The sequence below is a fragment of the Sandarakinorhabdus sp. genome, assembly GCF_987265915.1.
Window position 1 is genome coordinate 1,638,049 of sequence record NZ_OZ503948.1, and the last position, 16,416, is coordinate 1,654,464.

Sequence of the window (16,416 nt, forward strand, 5' to 3'; positions counted from 1 at the left end):
CCGGAATGACGGGTTGAGGGATTTTTGCACATGGCCGGTGGCTTGTTTGCACTGCTCGATGATGTCGCGGCGATCGCCAAGGTGGCAGCGGCCAGCCTGGATGACACGGCCGCTGCGGCGGTGAAGGCATCGAGCAAAGCGGCCGGCGTGGTGATCGATGATGCCGCCGTCACCCCGCGCTATGTCGTGGGCTTCAGCGCGGACCGGGAAATTCCCATCGTCGCCAAGATCGCGCGCGGCAGCTTGAAGAACAAATTGCTCATCCTGCTGCCCGGCGCGTTGGCGCTGTCCTATTTCCTTCCGCAAGCGATCACGCCATTGCTGATGGCCGGCGGCGCCTTCCTGTGTTTCGAAGGCGCGGAAAAATTGTGGGAAAAATTCAGCCCGCACGAAGATGCCGGCGACGATGGCGTCGGCATGGATGCGGCGCAGCGCGAAATATCCATGGTGTCGGGCGCGATCCGCACCGATCTGATCCTGTCCGGCGAGATCATGGCGATCGCGCTGGGCACCGTGGAGGACAAGCCCATCGGCGAGCAGGCCGTCGCGCTGGTCGCCGTCGCGGTGGGCATCACGGTGATGGTCTATGGCGCGGTGGCGCTGATCGTGAAGGCCGATGATTTCGGTGTCTGGCTGGCGCGCAGCCGCAATGGCGCTCTGGCGGCGCTGGGCCGCGGCCTGGTGAAGGGCATGCCGCCGTTCCTGGCTCTGCTCGGCTGGATCGGGCTGGCGGCTATGCTGTGGGTGGGCGGCCATATCGTCATCGATGGCCTGAACAAGTTCGGCATCACGCCGCCGCACGATCTGTTGCACGCCGGCATGCACGCCGTGGAAGGGGCCGGCGGCGCCGTGACCTGGCTGGCGGAGGCTGGCGGTTCCGGCCTGTTCGGGCTGGCGCTGGGCGCGGTGATCGTGGCGATACTGCACGCCCTGCCAAAGCGCGGCGCCAAGCCGGCGCATTGACCCTGTCGGCCGATACGTGTATTGGTTCTGCAATACACAGGAGCTTTGACCATGAGAGACGCGCTGATCGCCATTCTGCTGTGCGGCGTTGCCGTCGCCGCCTGCGAAGCCCGCAAGGCCGACACGACGGAGCCGGTGGCGATCACGGCGGATTTTGCGACCGACAGCGATGCCGAAGCGAAATCAGACAGCGTCCCTGTCGATGCTGCCGTGCAATTCCATGCCGATACCGACAGCGGCGAGATGGCGCTGAAGCTGCCCGGCGGCATCGAAGGCCGCATCAGGCTGCCCGAAGGGCTGGACGGCGACAGCAAGTTCGATCTGGACGGGGTTGGCCGCTATCCCGGCGCCAAGCTGACCGGGGTGGATGTGAAGGCCTTTGGCACGGACGACAAGGCCCGCGCCCGCGTGCAATTGGGCTTCACCGCGCCGGGCCGGGCCGACACGGTGGCCGATTGGTATGAAAAGGCCTTTGCCGACAAGGGTCGCAGCGTGCGGCGATCGGGCAACACCCTGTCAACCACCACGGAAGATGGCGAACCGCTGGTGATGGCGCTGCGCGATGGCCCCAGCGGCACCGCCACCGGCCAGATCACCATCCGCGACGAGAAGAACTGATTTGAAGTCAACGCCCTCCCCGCAACGGGGAAGGAGGTTGCGCCCTAAAGATTCCGCGCCGCGAACGTATCGCAACTGTCCATCTGCCCCGATGTCAGCCCGCGTTGCAGCCAGCGCATGCGCTGCGCCGATGTGCCGTGGGTGAAGCTTTCCGGGCTGACGTGGCCGCCGGCCTGTTGTTGCAACCGGTCATCGCCGATGGCTTGCGCCGCGCGCAGGCCTTCCTCGATGTCGCCGGCCTCCAGCAGATCCTTGTTGTGGTGCGCCCACACGCCGGCCAGGCAATCGGCCTGCAATTCCTGCCGCACCGACAGCGCATTGCCCTGCGCTTCACCAGCGGCGCGCCGCGCCTTCTGCACCTGATCCGAAATGCCGAGCACGGTCTGGATATGATGGCCGACTTCATGGGCGATCACATAGGCCGCGGCAAAATCGCCGGGCGCGCCGAGGCGCTGTGACAGATCGTTGAAGAACGCCGCATCAAGATAGACCCGCCGGTCCGCCGGGCAGTAAAACGGCCCCATGCCGCTGTCGGCCGGGCCGCAGCCCGATTGCACCTGGCCTTCGAAAAGCGTCAATACCGGCGCTGGATAAGGCTGGCCGACCTGTTCGGGAAACAGGGCGCCCCAGGTGCGTTCGGTTGTGCCCAGCACCCGCGCGATGAAGCGGTCATGCTCGCCGTTCAGCGCCGCCGCCGGCCGTGCGACCTGCGGCTGCCCCACATCGGCGCCGCCAACCCCGCCGCCACCAGCGCCGCCCAGCAATTGCAGCGGGTTGACCCCGAAGATCAGCCCCAGCACCACCACCACGACAATGGTGCCCAGCCCCATGCCGCCGCCACCGATGCCGAAGGGCAGGCCGCCGCCACCGCCGCCTTCGCCGCGGCGATCGATGATGTTGCTGCTCTCTTCCTCGTCATCCAGGTTCATGCCCGCACCCTATCGCGGTGCCGCCGGGCTGGCCAGCGCCGCTTCGACGAGCAGAGCGATGCGCACGCCAGCCTTGGCCACCTGATTGCGCAGCGGCGGCGTGGCAGCGGTGATATAGGCCGCGGTGACGGTGCCGCGCGCATCACGAGGACGGGAGTCGGCCGGAATCGGGCAGGTGTCGGGATAATCAAGCAACGCCGGATAAGCGATGTTGCGCGAAATCGCCCAGGATTCCTGGGCCCAGATCGCCACCTTGCCGGCGGTATCGGCCGGGCCGGCAGTCCAGGCGCGGCGCTGCGCGGGCGTGATGCGGCCGGGCGTGATCGCCGGCGGTTCGGTCAGCGCGCGTTCGGCCATTTCGGTGTCCCAGATGCGGTGCAGGTTCATGCGGTCGGGCGCCTTGGCACCATAGGCGGCGCGCACCTGGTTGCCGCCCAGATCACCGCGGTCGCCCATGTGCAGCGGCTGGTGCAGATCGCCGACGAAATGCACCAGAAAGGCCAGCGCCTGCAATCGTTCGGCGGCCGGGCGGCTGCGATCGGCCAAGATGGCCTGCTGGCGGGGGATTTGCGCCGTCACGCAATCGCCGTTCGGGCATTTGGCGTTGATGTCGAAATCCGCGCATACGCTGATATTCTGATAATGCCAGGCCGCCGAAGTGGCGAAGCGTCCATCGGGCAAGCCACGCACGCAATCCGGCCATACCGATGCATCCTCGATACTGGCCAGCGCACAGCTTGGCGTGTTGAGCGCCGGCGCGGCGCGCAGCAGCGCGCGGATCTGGCTGCGCGCGGCGGGTGACAGCTCGGCAAAGGCGATGCTGGCGGTCAGGCGGTGGGCATAGCCGCCCCAGGCCTGGGCCGGGCCCCCCGCAAACATCTCCAGCAGCAACAACAGCGGCAGCAACAGACGGACGATGTGGGCGCGGCGAATCATGCCCACCGCATGGCGCAAGTGCGTTACGCTGGCGAGACAGGCGCAGTGTCGCTATGGGGGGCTTGCAATGCCGCATCCGGCCCGCACATCTGTACCGTGACGACCCGATCATCCTTCGGCCAAAACTTCGGAAGTTTCCATGCGTGATCCTTATCTCGTGCTCGGCGTGCCCAAGACCGCCAGCGAAGCTGACATCAAGAAGGCTTTCCGGCGCATCGCCAAGGACAATCACCCCGATCGCCACGCCAACAATCCGCAAGCACTGGAACGTTTCAAGGAAGCCAACGGCGCCTATGAACTCTTGTCGGACGAACAAAAACGCAGCCAATTTGATCGCGGCGAAATCGGCGCCGATGGCCAGCCGCGCAATCCATTCGCCGGCGGTGGTGGCGGCTTTGGCGCCGGATCCGGTGGTGGCTTTGGCGGCGGCTTTGGCGGCAATCGCAGCGAAGGTGATTTTGCTGCCGGGGCGGATGATCTGTTTGCCGAATTGTTCGGTGGGCGCAGCGGCTTTGGCAGCGGCGGGCGCGGTTTTCGCACCCAGGTGCGCGGGCCGGATGTCGCCTATCGGCTGACGGTGCCGTTCAACGATGCCGTGCAACTGGCGCCGCAGCGCGTGACCTTGCGCAGTGGCCAGACCATCGAGATCAAGCTGCCGGCCGGGCTGGAATCCGGCAAACAGATGCGGCTGGCCGGCAAGGGCGAGCCTGGCCCCGGCGGCCCCGGCGATGCCATCGTCACCATCGAAATCGCCCACCACCCTGTGCTGGAACGCGAAGGCGATGATGTGCGGCTGATCATGCCGCTCCGGCTTGACGAAGCGGTGCTCGGCGCCAAGGTGCGCATGCCGACCGCCGAGGGCAGCGTGACGCTCACCATCCCGGCCGGCACCACATCGGGCAAGATGTTCCGCCTGAAGGGCCGGGGATTTCGCCGCATCGATGGCTCGCGCGGCGATCAATTGGTAACGGTGATGATTGACATCCCGGCCGACCATGAAGCGTTGCAGGCGTTCGCTGCAAACTTCATTGACAGCCGCAATCCGCGCGCGACGTTCGATCTTTGATGGCAGCTGTGGTGCCAGCCCGGTCCTGGCGGGCCCGCTGGCCGCTCCGGCGCATTGCGATCGATGCCGTCAATGGCACGTTTCAGAACGGTTTCACCCACGCCGGCAATCTGGCCTATCTCAGCCTGGTGACGCTGTTTCCCTTTGTTATCCTGCTGGCATCGGTTGCCGGCACGCTGGGCCGCACCCGCGAAGGCCTGGCGGCGGTGGAGGCGTTTCTGCAAGCCCTGCCACCAGGCGTCGCTGATCTGATCGGGCCAACGGTGCGCGTCGTGGTCACCGCGCCGGCCAGCAGCGGGGTGATCACCTTTGGCGTGATCGTGGCGCTGTGGACATCATCGGGTGTGCTGGTGACGCTGCGCACCATGGTCAGCCAGGCCTATGGCACCACGTCGTCGATGCCGTTCTGGCGCTGGCGGCTGGTCGGGCTGGCCGAGGTACTGGGCCTGGTGCTGATCCTGCTGATCGCCTTTGCTGCGCAAGTGGTGGTGACCGGCGCCGAAACCTTCGTGTTCAATCTGATGCCGGTGGCGGCCGATGTGTTTCCGATGCTGGGGTTGCAGCGCGTGGTGCCGGCGGTGCTGCTGTTCCTGGCGCTGTGGGCGTTGTTCAATCAATTGTGCCCGCGCAAATTCCGCCTTGCGGCCAGCTGGCCGGGCGCGCTGGCCACCACGCTGGCCTGGACGATTACGACGCTTACCCTGCCGGTCGCGCTCAGCCTGCTCGGCGGCTATGACATGACCTATGGCAGCCTGGCCGGGGTGATCATTGCGCTGTTGTATTTCTACATCATCGGGCTGGGGCTGGTGCTGGGCGCGCAGGTGAATGCCGCGGTGGGCCGGGCGTGGCTGGAAACGGCCGAAGTTTCGGACTAAGCCGCTGCATAACGATTGGATCGGAGAGAGTTATATGGGGATCATGACCGGCAAGCGCGGCCTGATCATGGGCCTGGCCAACGACAAGAGCCTGGCCTGGGGCATTGCCAAGGCCTTGGCCGAACAGGGCGCCGAACTGGCGTTCAGCTATCAGGGCCCGATGATGGAAAAGCGCGTGCGCCCGCTCGCCGAACAATTGGGCGTGGCACGCCTGTTCGAATGCGATGTGGCGAGCGTGGACAGCATGGATGCCTGCTTCGCGGCGCTGGCGGCCGATTGGCCGACGATCGATTTCCTCGTCCACGCCATCGGCTTTTCCGACAAGAATGAACTGCGCGGGCGCTATGTCGATACCAGCCTCGACAATTTCCTGCTGACCATGAATGTGTCGGTTTACAGCTTCACCGCGGTGGCGCAGCGCGCGGCGGCGATGATGCCCGAAGGCGGTTCGCTGCTCACCTTGAGCTATTACGGCGCCGAAAAGGTCATCCCGCATTACAATGTGATGGGCGTGGCCAAGGCTGCGCTGGAAACCAGCGTGAAATATCTGGCAATGGATCTGGGGCCGCAGAATGTGCGGGTGAACGCCATTTCCGCCGGCCCGATCAAGACGCTCGCCGCCAGCGGCATTGGCGATTTCCGCTACATCATGAAATGGAACGAATATAATAGCCCGCTGCGCCGCAACGTGACGATCGAGGATGTCGGCGGCGCCGGGCTCTATCTGCTGTCCGGCCTCGCGTCCGGCGTGACCGGCGAGATCCATCATGTCGATGCCGGTTATAACGTGATCGGCATGAAGGCCGAGGACGCACCGGATATCGGGTTGGAAAAGTGAGTCTCAACACATTCGGCCATCTGCTGCGCTTCACCACTTGGGGCGAAAGCCACGGGCCGGCGATCGGCGCGGTCGTGGATGGCTGCCCGCCCGGCATCGCCCTGGCCGAAACCGATATCCAGCCGTTCCTCGACAAGCGCCGCCCTGGCCAATCGAAATTCACCACCCAGCGCCAGGAACCGGATGAAGTGCGCATCCTTTCGGGTGTTTACGAAGGCCGCACCACTGGCACGCCGATCAGCCTGACCATCCAGAATGTCGATCAACGTTCGAAGGATTACAGCGAGGTCGCCGCCAAATATCGGCCGGGCCACGCCGATTATGCCTATGATGCCAAATATGGCCACCGCGATCCGCGCGGCGGCGGGCGATCGTCGGCGCGCGAAACCGCCAGCCGAGTGGCAGCGGGCGCGGTAGCGCGAAAGATCATTCCGTATGTGAGCATCACCGCCTATCTGGTGGAAATCGGAGGCATCGCCATCGATCGCAGCCGCTTTGATCCGGCGGAGATCGCAAACAATCCCTTCTGGTGCCCGGATGCTGAAACGGCGGCAATCTGGGCCGAAACCCTCGATGCCGCACGCAAATCCGGCTCATCCCTGGGCGCCATCGTCGAATGCGTGGCTTGCCGAGTGCCGGCCGGCTGGGGCAGTCCGCTCTACCACAAGTTGGACGCGCAGCTCGCCAGCGCGGCGATGAGCATCAATGCCGTGAAGGCCGTGGAAATCGGCGATGGCTTTGCCGCCGCGCGCCTGCGCGGCGAGGAAAATGCCGATGCGATGCGCCCCGGAACCGACGGCCCGCAATTCCTGTCCAATCACGCCGGCGGCATCGCGGGCGGCATTTCCACCGGCCAGCCCATCGTGGTGCGCATGGCGCTGAAACCCACCAGCTCCATCATGACCCCGGTGGAGACGATCACGGCGGATGGCCAGGCCGCCGAAATCGTCACCAAGGGCCGCCATGATCCGTGCGTCGGCATCCGCGCCGCGCCGGTGCTGGAAGCGATGGTGGCGCTGGTGCTGGCCGATGCGTTCCTGCTGCACCGGGGGCAGGTTGGCGGCTGACAGAACCGGCGATTTCCAGCAAACCGATTAAATATTGTCAATGTCTTTACGGAGAGAAGTGTCCCGGATAGCAATATAGTGAATTGCACTATTTTGCGATTCTTCGGGGGGGCTTATGAACCGTATCAGCATCGCGGCCGCACTGTTGGCAGCTGGCTTTTCAACAGCGGTTCTCGCCGCCGCACCGCCCTCCGCCGGCGATGCCTCGGTCATCGAAGGTGTCGGCACCGCAAAGATCATCGCTGGGCCCGTTGTCATCGCCGGTTCTGCGGGCGGCAAGGCCTCCTCCTATCTCTTCTACAATTTCGAAGTGTCCGGCATTGTTGAGCCTTTGCCGCCCGGCCCACATGGGGTTCTTTTTATCTCCGGTACCTATACGTCAGCCGGTTTTCTGTCCGGTTCTGACACCGGATTTTACAGTGCCGAGGTGGGCATCCAGGGCGGATCGTCAATCGGGCATCAATATATATGCAGCAACCTTGATCAAAGCGGCTGCGGTGCCTTCAGCATCGTGGACGAGCCCTTTGTTTTCCCCGTTTTCAGCGTCATCAACGGCACGGCCTTCGGCACCATTACGATGTCTGCCTTTGCTCAGAATGAACATGCCAATGGCTTTGCCTATGCGCAGGTTGATCCCACCGTTGCCTTGAGCGCTGCTTTCCTTGCCAACAATCCGGGCGCGCAGATCAGCGGCTATGGCGCCGTGACGCCAGTGTCCATGACCACAGGCGCTATACCGGAACCGGCCAGCTGGTTGTTGATGGTGATGGGCTTTGGCCTCGTCGCCGCATCGCTGCGCGCCCGACGCCGGCAAGCGCTGGGCCAAACACTGGCCCAAACACTGGCAGCGTGACGCCCAATCGTTTTTAGAACAGCCGCCCGCCATTGGGCACCGGCTGGCTCGGGTGCAGCAAAACCACCTCGCCGTCCGCATCCGGCACGCCCAGGGTGAGGACTTCCGACATATATTTGCCGATCTGCCGCGGCGGGAAATTCACCACTGCCATCACCTGCCGGCCGGGCAAATCCGCCAGGCCATAATGGCGGGTGATCTGCGCGCTCGATTTGCGCCGGCCGATGGTGCCGCCGAAATCGATGATCAGCTTGTACGATGGCTTGCGCGCCTCCGGGAAGGGCAGGGCCTCCACAATTGTTCCCACCCGCACATCCGCCTTCAACCAATCGTCAAAGCCGATCAGCGGTTCCGGCGGGGCATCGGCGGGGTGGAGGACGTGGCTCATGGCGCGGGCTTCCGCTCGGTCGGCCGGTTTGCCGCTCAGTTCGGCAGCGTCACGCTGGCCAGCTTGGGATCACGCGAGCCCACCGGCGCGGCCAGCACTTCGGCCAGGAACACGCCCTTGTTCACCGCGCTGGTGCGTGGATCGCCGGCCTGGCTGCGGATGGCGGGATCGCCGTTATTGGCGCCAGCGCGGTCGAGCAATTGCTGTTCGGCCTGGCTGCGCGGCGGCGGCTTCACGCCGGGGCCGAACAGCGCCTCCATCGCGGCGGCCTGGGAATCGACGCCCAGGGCGCGCGGTGCGCCAGGGGTGGGCGGCGCCAGCGCATAATCCGGCGGCACCACCAGTGGCGCGGAACGGGCAATGGCCAGCTCGTCAGGGCCGCGCCCGGTGAGGCGGTTGCCCTTGCCACCACAAGCAGTGAGCGAAACGGCCAGCAGGCCCAGAACAATCAGGTTACGCATCGCGGGCTTTCCCATCGTTGGTATCGGTTGACGCAAACAGGGCGCGCGCCAGCAGCAGGATCACACCGAGTGTAATCGCACTGTCGGCAAGATTGAAGACATAGAAACTATGCGCTTCCCAGAAGAAATGCAGGAAATCGACGACGTAGCCGAACCGCACCCGATCGATGATGTTGCCGAACGCGCCGCCCAGCACCAGGCCGAGCGCGATGATGTCCACCGCGTTCTTTTCGCGTCGCAGCCAAATGGCAACCGCCAGCGCGATCCCGGCCGTGGCGGCGGTAAGCAGCCAGCGCGCCAGATCCGAATCCGCCGCCAGCAGGCCCATCGACACGCCGATATTGCCGACGAACGTCAGCCGGAAGAAGGGCAGCAGATCGATGCCGCCGATTTCCGGCAGGCGAATGATGTTCAGCACCCAATATTTGCTGATCTGATCGAGGATCAGCACGATGGCGGCGAGGATATAGCCGCGGTTAGGCATGTTCAGCCTTTGGGATCACCGCATCACAGCGCCCGCACAGCTGCGTTTCCTCAGCCACATCGGGCAGATGCCGCCAGCAGCGCGCGCATTTCGGCAGATCGGCCTTGGCGACGGTCAGCATCTCTTCGCCGCCGTGGCTGAGCGTCACCTCCGACACCAGCAGCAGTTCGGCGAGATCGAGGCCGGCCAGCGCGACGATGCGGGTGTCGTGGGTGGTGGTGATGTCGATGCGCGCTTCCATGAAGCTGCCGATGGTCTTGGCGCGGCGCAGTTCTTCCAATTTCAGATAGGCTTCCTCGCGCAACTTGCGGACCAATGTGAACTGGCCATCCAGCGCATCATCGCGCCAGCCGGCATAAATGTCGGGCCAATCGAGCAGATGCACGCTGCCCGCATCCGGGTAGCGCGTGCCCCACACTTCCTCGGCCGTGAACACCAGCACTGGCGCCAGCCAGCGGGTCAGCGCGTTGAAGCTGATATCCAGCACCGTGCGCCAGGCGCGGCGGGTGGGCGCATCCGGCGCGTCGCAATAGAGACTGTCCTTGCGCACATCCATCGCGAAGGCCGACAGATCATTCTGCACGAATTCGGCGATCAGCGTGGTGTAGCGGTTGAAATCATAGGCGGTCGCCGCGCTGCGCAGTTCATCCGACAGCACGGCGAGGCGGTGCAGCACCCAGCGTTCCAGCGCCGGCATCTGATCGGCGGGCAAGCGCTCCGCTTCATCCCAGCCCTCAAGCGCGCCCAGCAAATAGCGGAAGGTGTTGCGCAATTTGCGATACTGGTCCGCCACGCCTTTGAGGATTTCATCGCCGATGCGGTGATCCTCGGTGAAATCGACGCTGAGCGCCCACAGCCGCAAGATGTCCGCGCCATACACCTTCATGATGTCGAGCGGGTTGATGACATTGCCTTCCGACTTCGACATCTTGCGCCCACTGGCGTCCATGGTGAAGCCGTGGGTGAGGATGGCGTTGTACGGCGCCCGCCCACGCGTGCCGCAGCTTTCCAGCAGGCTGGACTGGAACCAGCCGCGATGCTGATCGCTGCCTTCCAGATACAGGTCCGCCGGCCATTGCATTTCCGGCCAGCGCCCGGATTCGAGCACGAACGCATGGGTGCAGCCGCTGTCGAACCACACATCGAGAATGTCGGTGATCTGTTCGTATTCGTCGGCGCGGTCGCCGAGCAGTTCCTGCGCAAATTCTGGCGTCCAGGCATCGACACCCTGTTCGCGGAAGCGGGCGATGATCTTTTCGTTGATGGCGGGATCAACCAGATATTCGCCGGTTTTCCGGTTGACGAACAAGGTGATCGGCACCCCCCAGGCACGCTGCCGGCTGAGCACCCAATCCGGGCGGCCCTCCACCATCGCGCCGATGCGGTTGCGCCCCTTTTCCGGGGTGAATTGCGTGGCGGCCAGGGCGGCGAGGGCTGTCTGGCGCAGCGTCTTCACCTCTCCCCCTGGGGGAGAGGTCGACTCGCGCGCCAGCGCGGCGGGAGAGGGGTGCGCGTCTGTGGCAGCATCAGCGCCAGGCCCCTCTCCCGGGCCGGCTTCGCCGTCTCTCGACCTCTCCCCCAAGGGGAGAGGTGAACCGGGCAAGGGCGCATCCATCGGCACGAACCATTGCGGCGTGCAGCGGAAAATCACCTTCTTCTTCGACCGCCACGAATGCGGATAGCTGTGGCTAAACGGCCCGGCGCTCAGCAACGCGCCAGCTTCCTTCAGCGCCGTGCAGATCGGCCCCTCCGGCGCATTCAACGCCGGATTGATGACATTCTTCGCCTCACCGCCCAGCCAAAGCCAATCGACGCGGTAACGGCCATCGCCTTCCACCGCGAACACCGGATTGATGCCATGCGCCTTGCACAGCGCGAAATCATCCTCGCCATGATCGGGCGCCATATGGACCAGGCCGGTGCCCTGATCGGTGGTAACGAAATCGCCGGGCAGGAACGGGCGGGGACGGGTGAAGAAGCCGCCGAGATGGCGCATGGGGTGGCGGGCGATGGCACCGGCCAATTGCGCGCCCTTTATGGTTGGTGCTTGATGCACGTCAAATTGGCCGTTGCCAAAATCGAAGTCGGACAGCTGGAAATCAGCCGATCCAGACGCCGCCTTGAGGTAGGCGGACAGACGTTGACCGAACTGTTCGAGAAGCGGTTTTGCGATCAGGACCTTACGGTCGTCAGCCAGCAGATCGAGGCTCGGATTTTCAGCGATGAGCTTTTGAAGCCCATCACGTTCGCCATGCGCATCGACATTGAGGGTGACAAGCACATACTCAACGTCCGGCCCATACGCGATCCCCTGGTTCACCGGGATCGTCCACGGCGTCGTCGTCCAGATGACGGCATAGGCGCCCACCAACTCCGGCGCGTTCGGCGCTTCCACAATCTCGAAGGCCACATCGATCTGCGTCGAGGTGATATCGTGATATTCCACCTCGGCATCGGCCAGTGCGGTCTTTTCCACCGGGGACCACATCACCGGCTTGGCGCCGCGATAGATCTGGCCGCGCTCCGCGAATTTCAGCAGTTCCGACACGATGGTGGCTTCCGCCTGGAAGTCCATGGTCAGATAGGGCTTTGCCCAATCAGCATTGATGCCCAGCCGCTGCAGCTGCCCGGCCTGCACATCCACCCAATGCTGGGCATAGGCGCGGCATTCGGCGCGGAACTCCACCGCCGGCACCGCGTCCTTGTTCAGCTTCTTGGCGCGATACGCCTCTTCAACCTTCCATTCGATCGGCAGGCCGTGGCAATCCCAGCCGGGCACATAAGGCGCATCCTTGCCCAGCAGCGTCTGCGTGCGCACCACCGCATCCTTCAGGATATGGTTCAGCGCATGACCGATGTGCATGTCGCCATTGGCGTAGGGCGGGCCATCGTGGAAGATGAACTTCGGCCGGCCCTGCCGGTTCGCGCGCAGTTGCGCATACAGGTCGGCGGCCTGCCATTTCGCCAGAATCTGCGGCTCGCGCTCCGGCAGGCCGGCTTTCATCGGAAAGTCGGTTTTCGGCAGGAAGACGGTGGAGCGATAATCGGTGGTCATGGTGTTCGCGGCTTTAGGGGATGGGGGCGGTTGTGTCACGCCTTCACCTCTCCCCCAAGGGGAGAGGTCGAGAGACGCGCGAAGCGCGGCCCGGGAGAGGGGGTGCGCCTGCGGTGTCTGAGGGCGTCACCCCTCTACCGGCTCGGCTGCGCCGAGTCCGACCTCTCCCGCAAGGGGAGAGGTGATTATGGCCGCAATATCTTCCGCGCGGCCACCACGTCGGCCGCGATCTGCGCCTGCAACGCCTCCAGCCCATCGAGCTTCAGCTCAGGGCGAAGATAGGCGATCAACTCCACCCGCAGCACCTGGCCGTACAAATCGCCGTTCCAATCGATCAGCCAGGTTTCCAGCAGCTCCAACGGTGGCTCGATCATCGGGCGGATGCCCAGATTGGCCACGCCGGGCACCCGCGTGCCATCGGGCAGGATCACCTGCACCGCATAAACGCCGTAAGCCGGCCGCACATAATCGCTTAAGCTCATGTTGGCGGTGGGAAAGCCGATGGTGCGGCCCAGCTTGGCGCCGTGCTCCACCACGCCCTGAATGGTGAACGGCCGCGTCAGCATCGCGGCGGCCACGCCCGGCTGGCGCTCGCGCAACGCGGCGCGGATGCGGGTGCTGCTGATGATGCCGGCATCGTCGCGCACGGCATCGACGACGCGCGCGGCATAGCCATTGGCCAGCCCCAGCCGGGCGAGGTCGCCCACATCGCCCTGGCGGCTCTTGCCAAAGGTGAAATCAGCGCCGGTCACCACGCCGGCAACGCCCAGCCGGGTGAACAGCCATTGCTGAACGAACTCTTCGGCCGACAAGGCGGCGAGCGCGCGATCGAAGGGCATCACCACGGCGCCGTCCATGCCGAACAGATCAAGCCAGCGCGCGCGCTGTGCGATGGTGGAAAGTGCGAAAGGCGGCGTCGCGGGCTGGAACAGCCGCGCCGGGTGCGGATCGAAGCTGGCGACCAGCGCCGGCCGACCCAATTTGTGCGCCCAATCGCGCGCCGCGCCGACAACCGCCTGGTGGCCGGCGTGAAAGCCATCGAAATTGCCCAGCGCCACGATGCCGCCACGCAAAGCGCCAGGCAGGGCGGCGCCCCCGGTGATCAGGTCCATGGCGCGCGCTTATCGCGGAGCGAGGCCAGCGGCAAGCAGGCGCGCCGCATTGCCGCCCATCACCTTGGCAATATCGGCTTCGCTCATGCCGGCGGCCAGCAATGCATCGGTCACGGCAGCGATATGCGCGGTATCGAACCCCACGGTGGTCGAACCATCATAATCGCTGCCCAGCCCGACATGATCGATCCCGGCGACGCGCGCGGCGTGCAGGATTGCGCGGGCCGTGGCCTGCGGCGTCGGCTGGCAGACGGCGGCATCCCAATAACCAATGCCGATCATGCCGCCATTGGCACGGAGCGCGCGCAGCTGATCGTCGGTCAGGTTGCGCGGCGTATCGCAAATGGCCTTCACGCCGCCGTGGGAAACGACCACCGGGCGGGTGGCGATGCGCAGCACGTCGGTAACGGTGGCGGCGCTGCTGTGCGCGACATCGATGATGATGCCGCGCGCTTCGGCGTCTTTCACCACAGCCACGCCAAACGGCGTGAGGCCGCCCTTGGTGATGCCGTGCATCGATCCGCCGACGTCATTGTCAAAGAAATGCACCAGGCCGATCATGCGAAAACCCGCGGCGTGCAGGCGCGCGACGTTGGCGATCTTGCCTTCCAGATTCTGGCTGCCTTCGGTGGAGAGCAAGGCGCCGGTCACCTTGCGGCCCGCCGCGCGGTCGGCGAGCAGGCGCGCCAGATCGGCCGGAGTCTTGATGATGCGCAGCCGCCCGGCGGCGCGGGCCTCGGCATCGTGCAGTTTTTGCGCGTGCCACAAGGATCGTTCCAGCAGGCTGGTCCAGGTGCGGATCGGCTGCAACTGGCCGATGGCGAGCAGGGTGATATTGTCGCTGTCCGCGCCGTTGCTGTCATAATTCTGGCCGACCGGGGTCTTGGTGACGCTGGAGAACACCTGCAGCGCGACATTGCCGGTTTCGAGGCGCTTGAGATCGACATGCCCCTGGCTGGTTTCCGACAGCAGATCGCGTTTCCACAATAGGGTGTCGGCGTGCAGATCGATGATGGCCAGGCGCTGGTGCAGCGCCTGCGCTGGCGCCGCGACCGGCCAGTTGGCCCCGGTGGTGCGGTTCATGCCGCGCTCGGCGATGCCCGGCACGAACACGAAGAAGCCGATGGCCGCCGCCAGCAGCAGCCCGCCCAGCCCGATCAGCAGCTTGCGCATCATTCCCCCTGTCGCCGTTCGAGTGTGACGAAGGCAAAGCCCGGTTTGCCCGCTTCGGGCGGGTGCGTCACGCGGGCAATTTCCCGCCAGTGATCGGACGCGAACGCCGGCATGAACGTGTCGCCATCCGGCTCCGCGTCGATCTCGGTCAGTTCGATCCGCGTGGCGATGGGCAGGGCGAGCGCATAGATTTCGGCGCCGCCGATGATCATGATGTGGCCGCGGATGCGCGGATCAAGGCCGGCGGCGGCAATGGCTTCGGCGAGGTTGGGCACGATGGTGACGCCCTCGGCGCGCCAGTCTGGATCACGGGTGAGCACGATATTCTGGCGGCCTGGCAAAGGCTTGCCGATGGATTCAAAGGTCTTGCGGCCCATGACGACGGGCTTGCCGACGGTGATGGCTTTGAAGCGCTTGAGGTCGGCCGATAGGTGCCAGGGCATGGCGCCATTGAGGCCGATGACACCGTTTTTCGCGCGGGCGACGACCAGAGTGATGTCGAGGGTCATGGTGCGTCCTTCCCCACCCCCAGCCCCTCCCGCAAGCGGGAGGGGAGCGTTTCGCTTCTTGCCCAATCTGCTCCCCTCCCGCTTGCGGGAGGGGTTGGGGGTGGGAAATTTTTGTTCACACCGCCACCGGCGCCGCGATATGCGGGTGCGGATCATAACCCTCGATCACGAAATCCTCGAGCCCATAGCTGAACAGATCGGCCGGCTGGCGCGCGAAATCCAGACGCGGGAAGGGACGGGGGGTGCGTGACAATTGCTCCGTCACCAGATGTTCGTGGTTTACATACAAATGGCAGTCCGCCCCCATCCAGGTGAGCGTGCCTGGTTCCAGCCCGCACTGCTGCGCCAGCATGCGGATCAGCACCGCGGCTTCGAAGATGTTGAACGGAAAGCCCAGGCCCAGATCGCAACTGCGCTGATAGAGAATGCCCGACAGCCGGCCATCAGCGACAAAATATTGATAGGTCATGTGGCAGGGCGGCAGCGCCATGCGGCCCAGTTCCGGCACGTTCCAGCCGGTGAAGATGTGGCGGCGGCTGGTGGGATTGGCTTTCAGGCCGTGCACCAGTTCGGCCAGTTGATCGACCGGCGTGTCGGCACGGAAACTGCCATCCGCGTTGGCGGCAAAACGCGGCCAGCGCCGCCACTGCACGCCATAGACCGGCCCCAGATCGCCCCAGCGTACCGCGAAATCCTCGTCGGCGATGATGCGCGCTTCGAAATCATCGCGGCTGATCGCTTCGCCGGTCGCCTTGCGATAGGCATCCAGCGGCCAATCGGTCCAGATATGCACGCCCTGCGCCACCAGCGGCCGGATGTTTGATTCGCCGTTCAGGAACCAGATCAACTCGCGGATGGCCGATTTCCAATAGACGCGCTTGGTGGTGAGCAGCGGCACCGTGCCATCGCTCAGATCGAATTTCAGCATTTCGCCGAACAGCGCGCGCGTTCCCGTGCCGGTGCGATCGCCGCGCAGCACGCCATCGCGCCATACACGCTGCACGAGGTCAAGATATTGGGCTTCGCCGGTCGCAGTCATTGCCCCTTGTCAGGGATATCGCCAACCGCCGTCAACTGCCGCGATCATCC

Annotated in this window: 17 protein-coding genes; 7 read left to right on the forward strand and 10 right to left on the reverse strand. The window is 64.8% G+C overall.

Features of this window, described 5'->3' with window-relative positions; translation table 11 throughout:
- Window positions 1-30 precede the first annotated feature (30 nt).
- Window positions 31-963, forward strand: a complete 933-nt coding sequence (locus AC6UUM_RS07960) for a DUF808 domain-containing protein (RefSeq protein ID WP_500804788.1) — start codon at window positions 31-33, stop codon at window positions 961-963.
- Window positions 964-1,014: 51 nt separating this feature from the next.
- Complete coding sequence (locus tag AC6UUM_RS07965; RefSeq protein ID WP_500804789.1) at window positions 1,015-1,581, forward strand: hypothetical protein; 567 nt, start codon at window positions 1,015-1,017, stop codon at window positions 1,579-1,581.
- A gap of 44 nt (window positions 1,582-1,625) precedes the next feature.
- Here AC6UUM_RS07965 and ypfJ read toward each other — a convergent pair whose 3' ends face one another.
- Both ypfJ and AC6UUM_RS07975 read right to left on the reverse strand, forming a co-directional pair.
- Entirely contained in the window at window positions 1,626-2,510 is an 885-nt protein-coding gene (gene ypfJ / locus AC6UUM_RS07970) for a KPN_02809 family neutral zinc metallopeptidase (RefSeq protein WP_500804790.1), read from the reverse strand.
- Between the two features lie 9 nt (window positions 2,511-2,519).
- Window positions 2,520-3,446 (reverse strand): S1/P1 nuclease, encoded by a 927-nt coding sequence (locus AC6UUM_RS07975; protein ID WP_500804791.1) that lies wholly within the window; start codon window positions 3,444-3,446, stop codon window positions 2,520-2,522.
- A 139-nt stretch (window positions 3,447-3,585) separates the two neighbouring features.
- Between AC6UUM_RS07975 and AC6UUM_RS07980 the strand changes: the two genes are divergently transcribed.
- The 5 genes from AC6UUM_RS07980 (at window position 3,586) to AC6UUM_RS08000 (ending at window position 8,145) form a co-directional block, all read left to right on the forward strand.
- Window positions 3,586-4,512, forward strand: a complete 927-nt coding sequence (locus AC6UUM_RS07980) for a DnaJ C-terminal domain-containing protein (RefSeq protein ID WP_500804792.1) — start codon at window positions 3,586-3,588, stop codon at window positions 4,510-4,512.
- Window positions 4,512-5,387 carry a YihY/virulence factor BrkB family protein gene (locus AC6UUM_RS07985; protein ID WP_500804793.1) on the forward strand — a complete coding sequence of 292 codons (876 nt, stop codon included), beginning with the start codon at window positions 4,512-4,514 and terminating at the stop codon, window positions 5,385-5,387. Before AC6UUM_RS07980 ends, AC6UUM_RS07985 begins: the two co-directional genes overlap by 1 nt.
- A gap of 43 nt (window positions 5,388-5,430) precedes the next feature.
- On the forward strand, window positions 5,431-6,225 hold the full coding sequence (gene fabI / locus AC6UUM_RS07990) for an enoyl-ACP reductase FabI (RefSeq protein ID WP_500804794.1): 795 nt from the start codon (window positions 5,431-5,433) through the stop codon (window positions 6,223-6,225).
- Window positions 6,222-7,292: a chorismate synthase gene (gene aroC, locus AC6UUM_RS07995; protein WP_500804795.1), complete on the forward strand. Its 1,071-nt coding sequence runs from the start codon at window positions 6,222-6,224 to the stop codon at window positions 7,290-7,292. The genes fabI and aroC overlap by 4 nt, the downstream gene beginning before the upstream one ends.
- Window positions 7,293-7,407: 115 nt before the next feature.
- Entirely contained in the window at window positions 7,408-8,145 is a 738-nt protein-coding gene (locus AC6UUM_RS08000) for a PEPxxWA-CTERM sorting domain-containing protein (protein ID WP_500804796.1), read from the forward strand.
- Window positions 8,146-8,158: 13 nt separating this feature from the next.
- On the opposite strand, the gene AC6UUM_RS08005 is transcribed toward AC6UUM_RS08000, so the two are convergent.
- The 8 genes from AC6UUM_RS08005 to thyA all read right to left on the reverse strand — a co-directional run bounded on the left by AC6UUM_RS08005 (window position 8,159) and on the right by thyA (window position 16,366).
- Complete coding sequence (locus AC6UUM_RS08005) at window positions 8,159-8,533, reverse strand: tRNA-binding protein (RefSeq protein WP_500804797.1); 375 nt, start codon at window positions 8,531-8,533, stop codon at window positions 8,159-8,161.
- A 35-nt stretch (window positions 8,534-8,568) separates the two neighbouring features.
- Window positions 8,569-8,994 (reverse strand): DUF3035 domain-containing protein, encoded by a 426-nt coding sequence (locus tag AC6UUM_RS08010; protein WP_500804798.1) that lies wholly within the window; start codon window positions 8,992-8,994, stop codon window positions 8,569-8,571.
- Window positions 8,987-9,478 (reverse strand): signal peptidase II, encoded by a 492-nt coding sequence (gene lspA, locus AC6UUM_RS08015; RefSeq protein WP_500804799.1) that lies wholly within the window; start codon window positions 9,476-9,478, stop codon window positions 8,987-8,989. Before lspA ends, AC6UUM_RS08010 begins: the two co-directional genes overlap by 8 nt.
- Window positions 9,471-12,533: an isoleucine--tRNA ligase gene (locus tag AC6UUM_RS08020; RefSeq protein ID WP_500804800.1), complete on the reverse strand. Its 3,063-nt coding sequence runs from the start codon at window positions 12,531-12,533 to the stop codon at window positions 9,471-9,473. Before AC6UUM_RS08020 ends, lspA begins: the two co-directional genes overlap by 8 nt.
- Before the next feature lie 185 nt (window positions 12,534-12,718).
- Window positions 12,719-13,645 carry a bifunctional riboflavin kinase/FAD synthetase gene (locus tag AC6UUM_RS08025; RefSeq protein ID WP_500804801.1) on the reverse strand — a complete coding sequence of 309 codons (927 nt, stop codon included), beginning with the start codon at window positions 13,643-13,645 and terminating at the stop codon, window positions 12,719-12,721.
- Window positions 13,646-13,654: 9 nt separating this feature from the next.
- Window positions 13,655-14,818: a dipeptidase gene (locus AC6UUM_RS08030; RefSeq protein ID WP_500804933.1), complete on the reverse strand. Its 1,164-nt coding sequence runs from the start codon at window positions 14,816-14,818 to the stop codon at window positions 13,655-13,657.
- Entirely contained in the window at window positions 14,818-15,327 is a 510-nt protein-coding gene (locus AC6UUM_RS08035; RefSeq protein WP_500804802.1) for a dihydrofolate reductase, read from the reverse strand. Before AC6UUM_RS08035 ends, AC6UUM_RS08030 begins: the two co-directional genes overlap by 1 nt.
- A gap of 115 nt (window positions 15,328-15,442) precedes the next feature.
- Window positions 15,443-16,366 (reverse strand): thymidylate synthase, encoded by a 924-nt coding sequence (thyA, locus tag AC6UUM_RS08040; protein ID WP_500804803.1) that lies wholly within the window; start codon window positions 16,364-16,366, stop codon window positions 15,443-15,445.
- Between the last annotated feature and the right edge of the window lie 50 nt (window positions 16,367-16,416).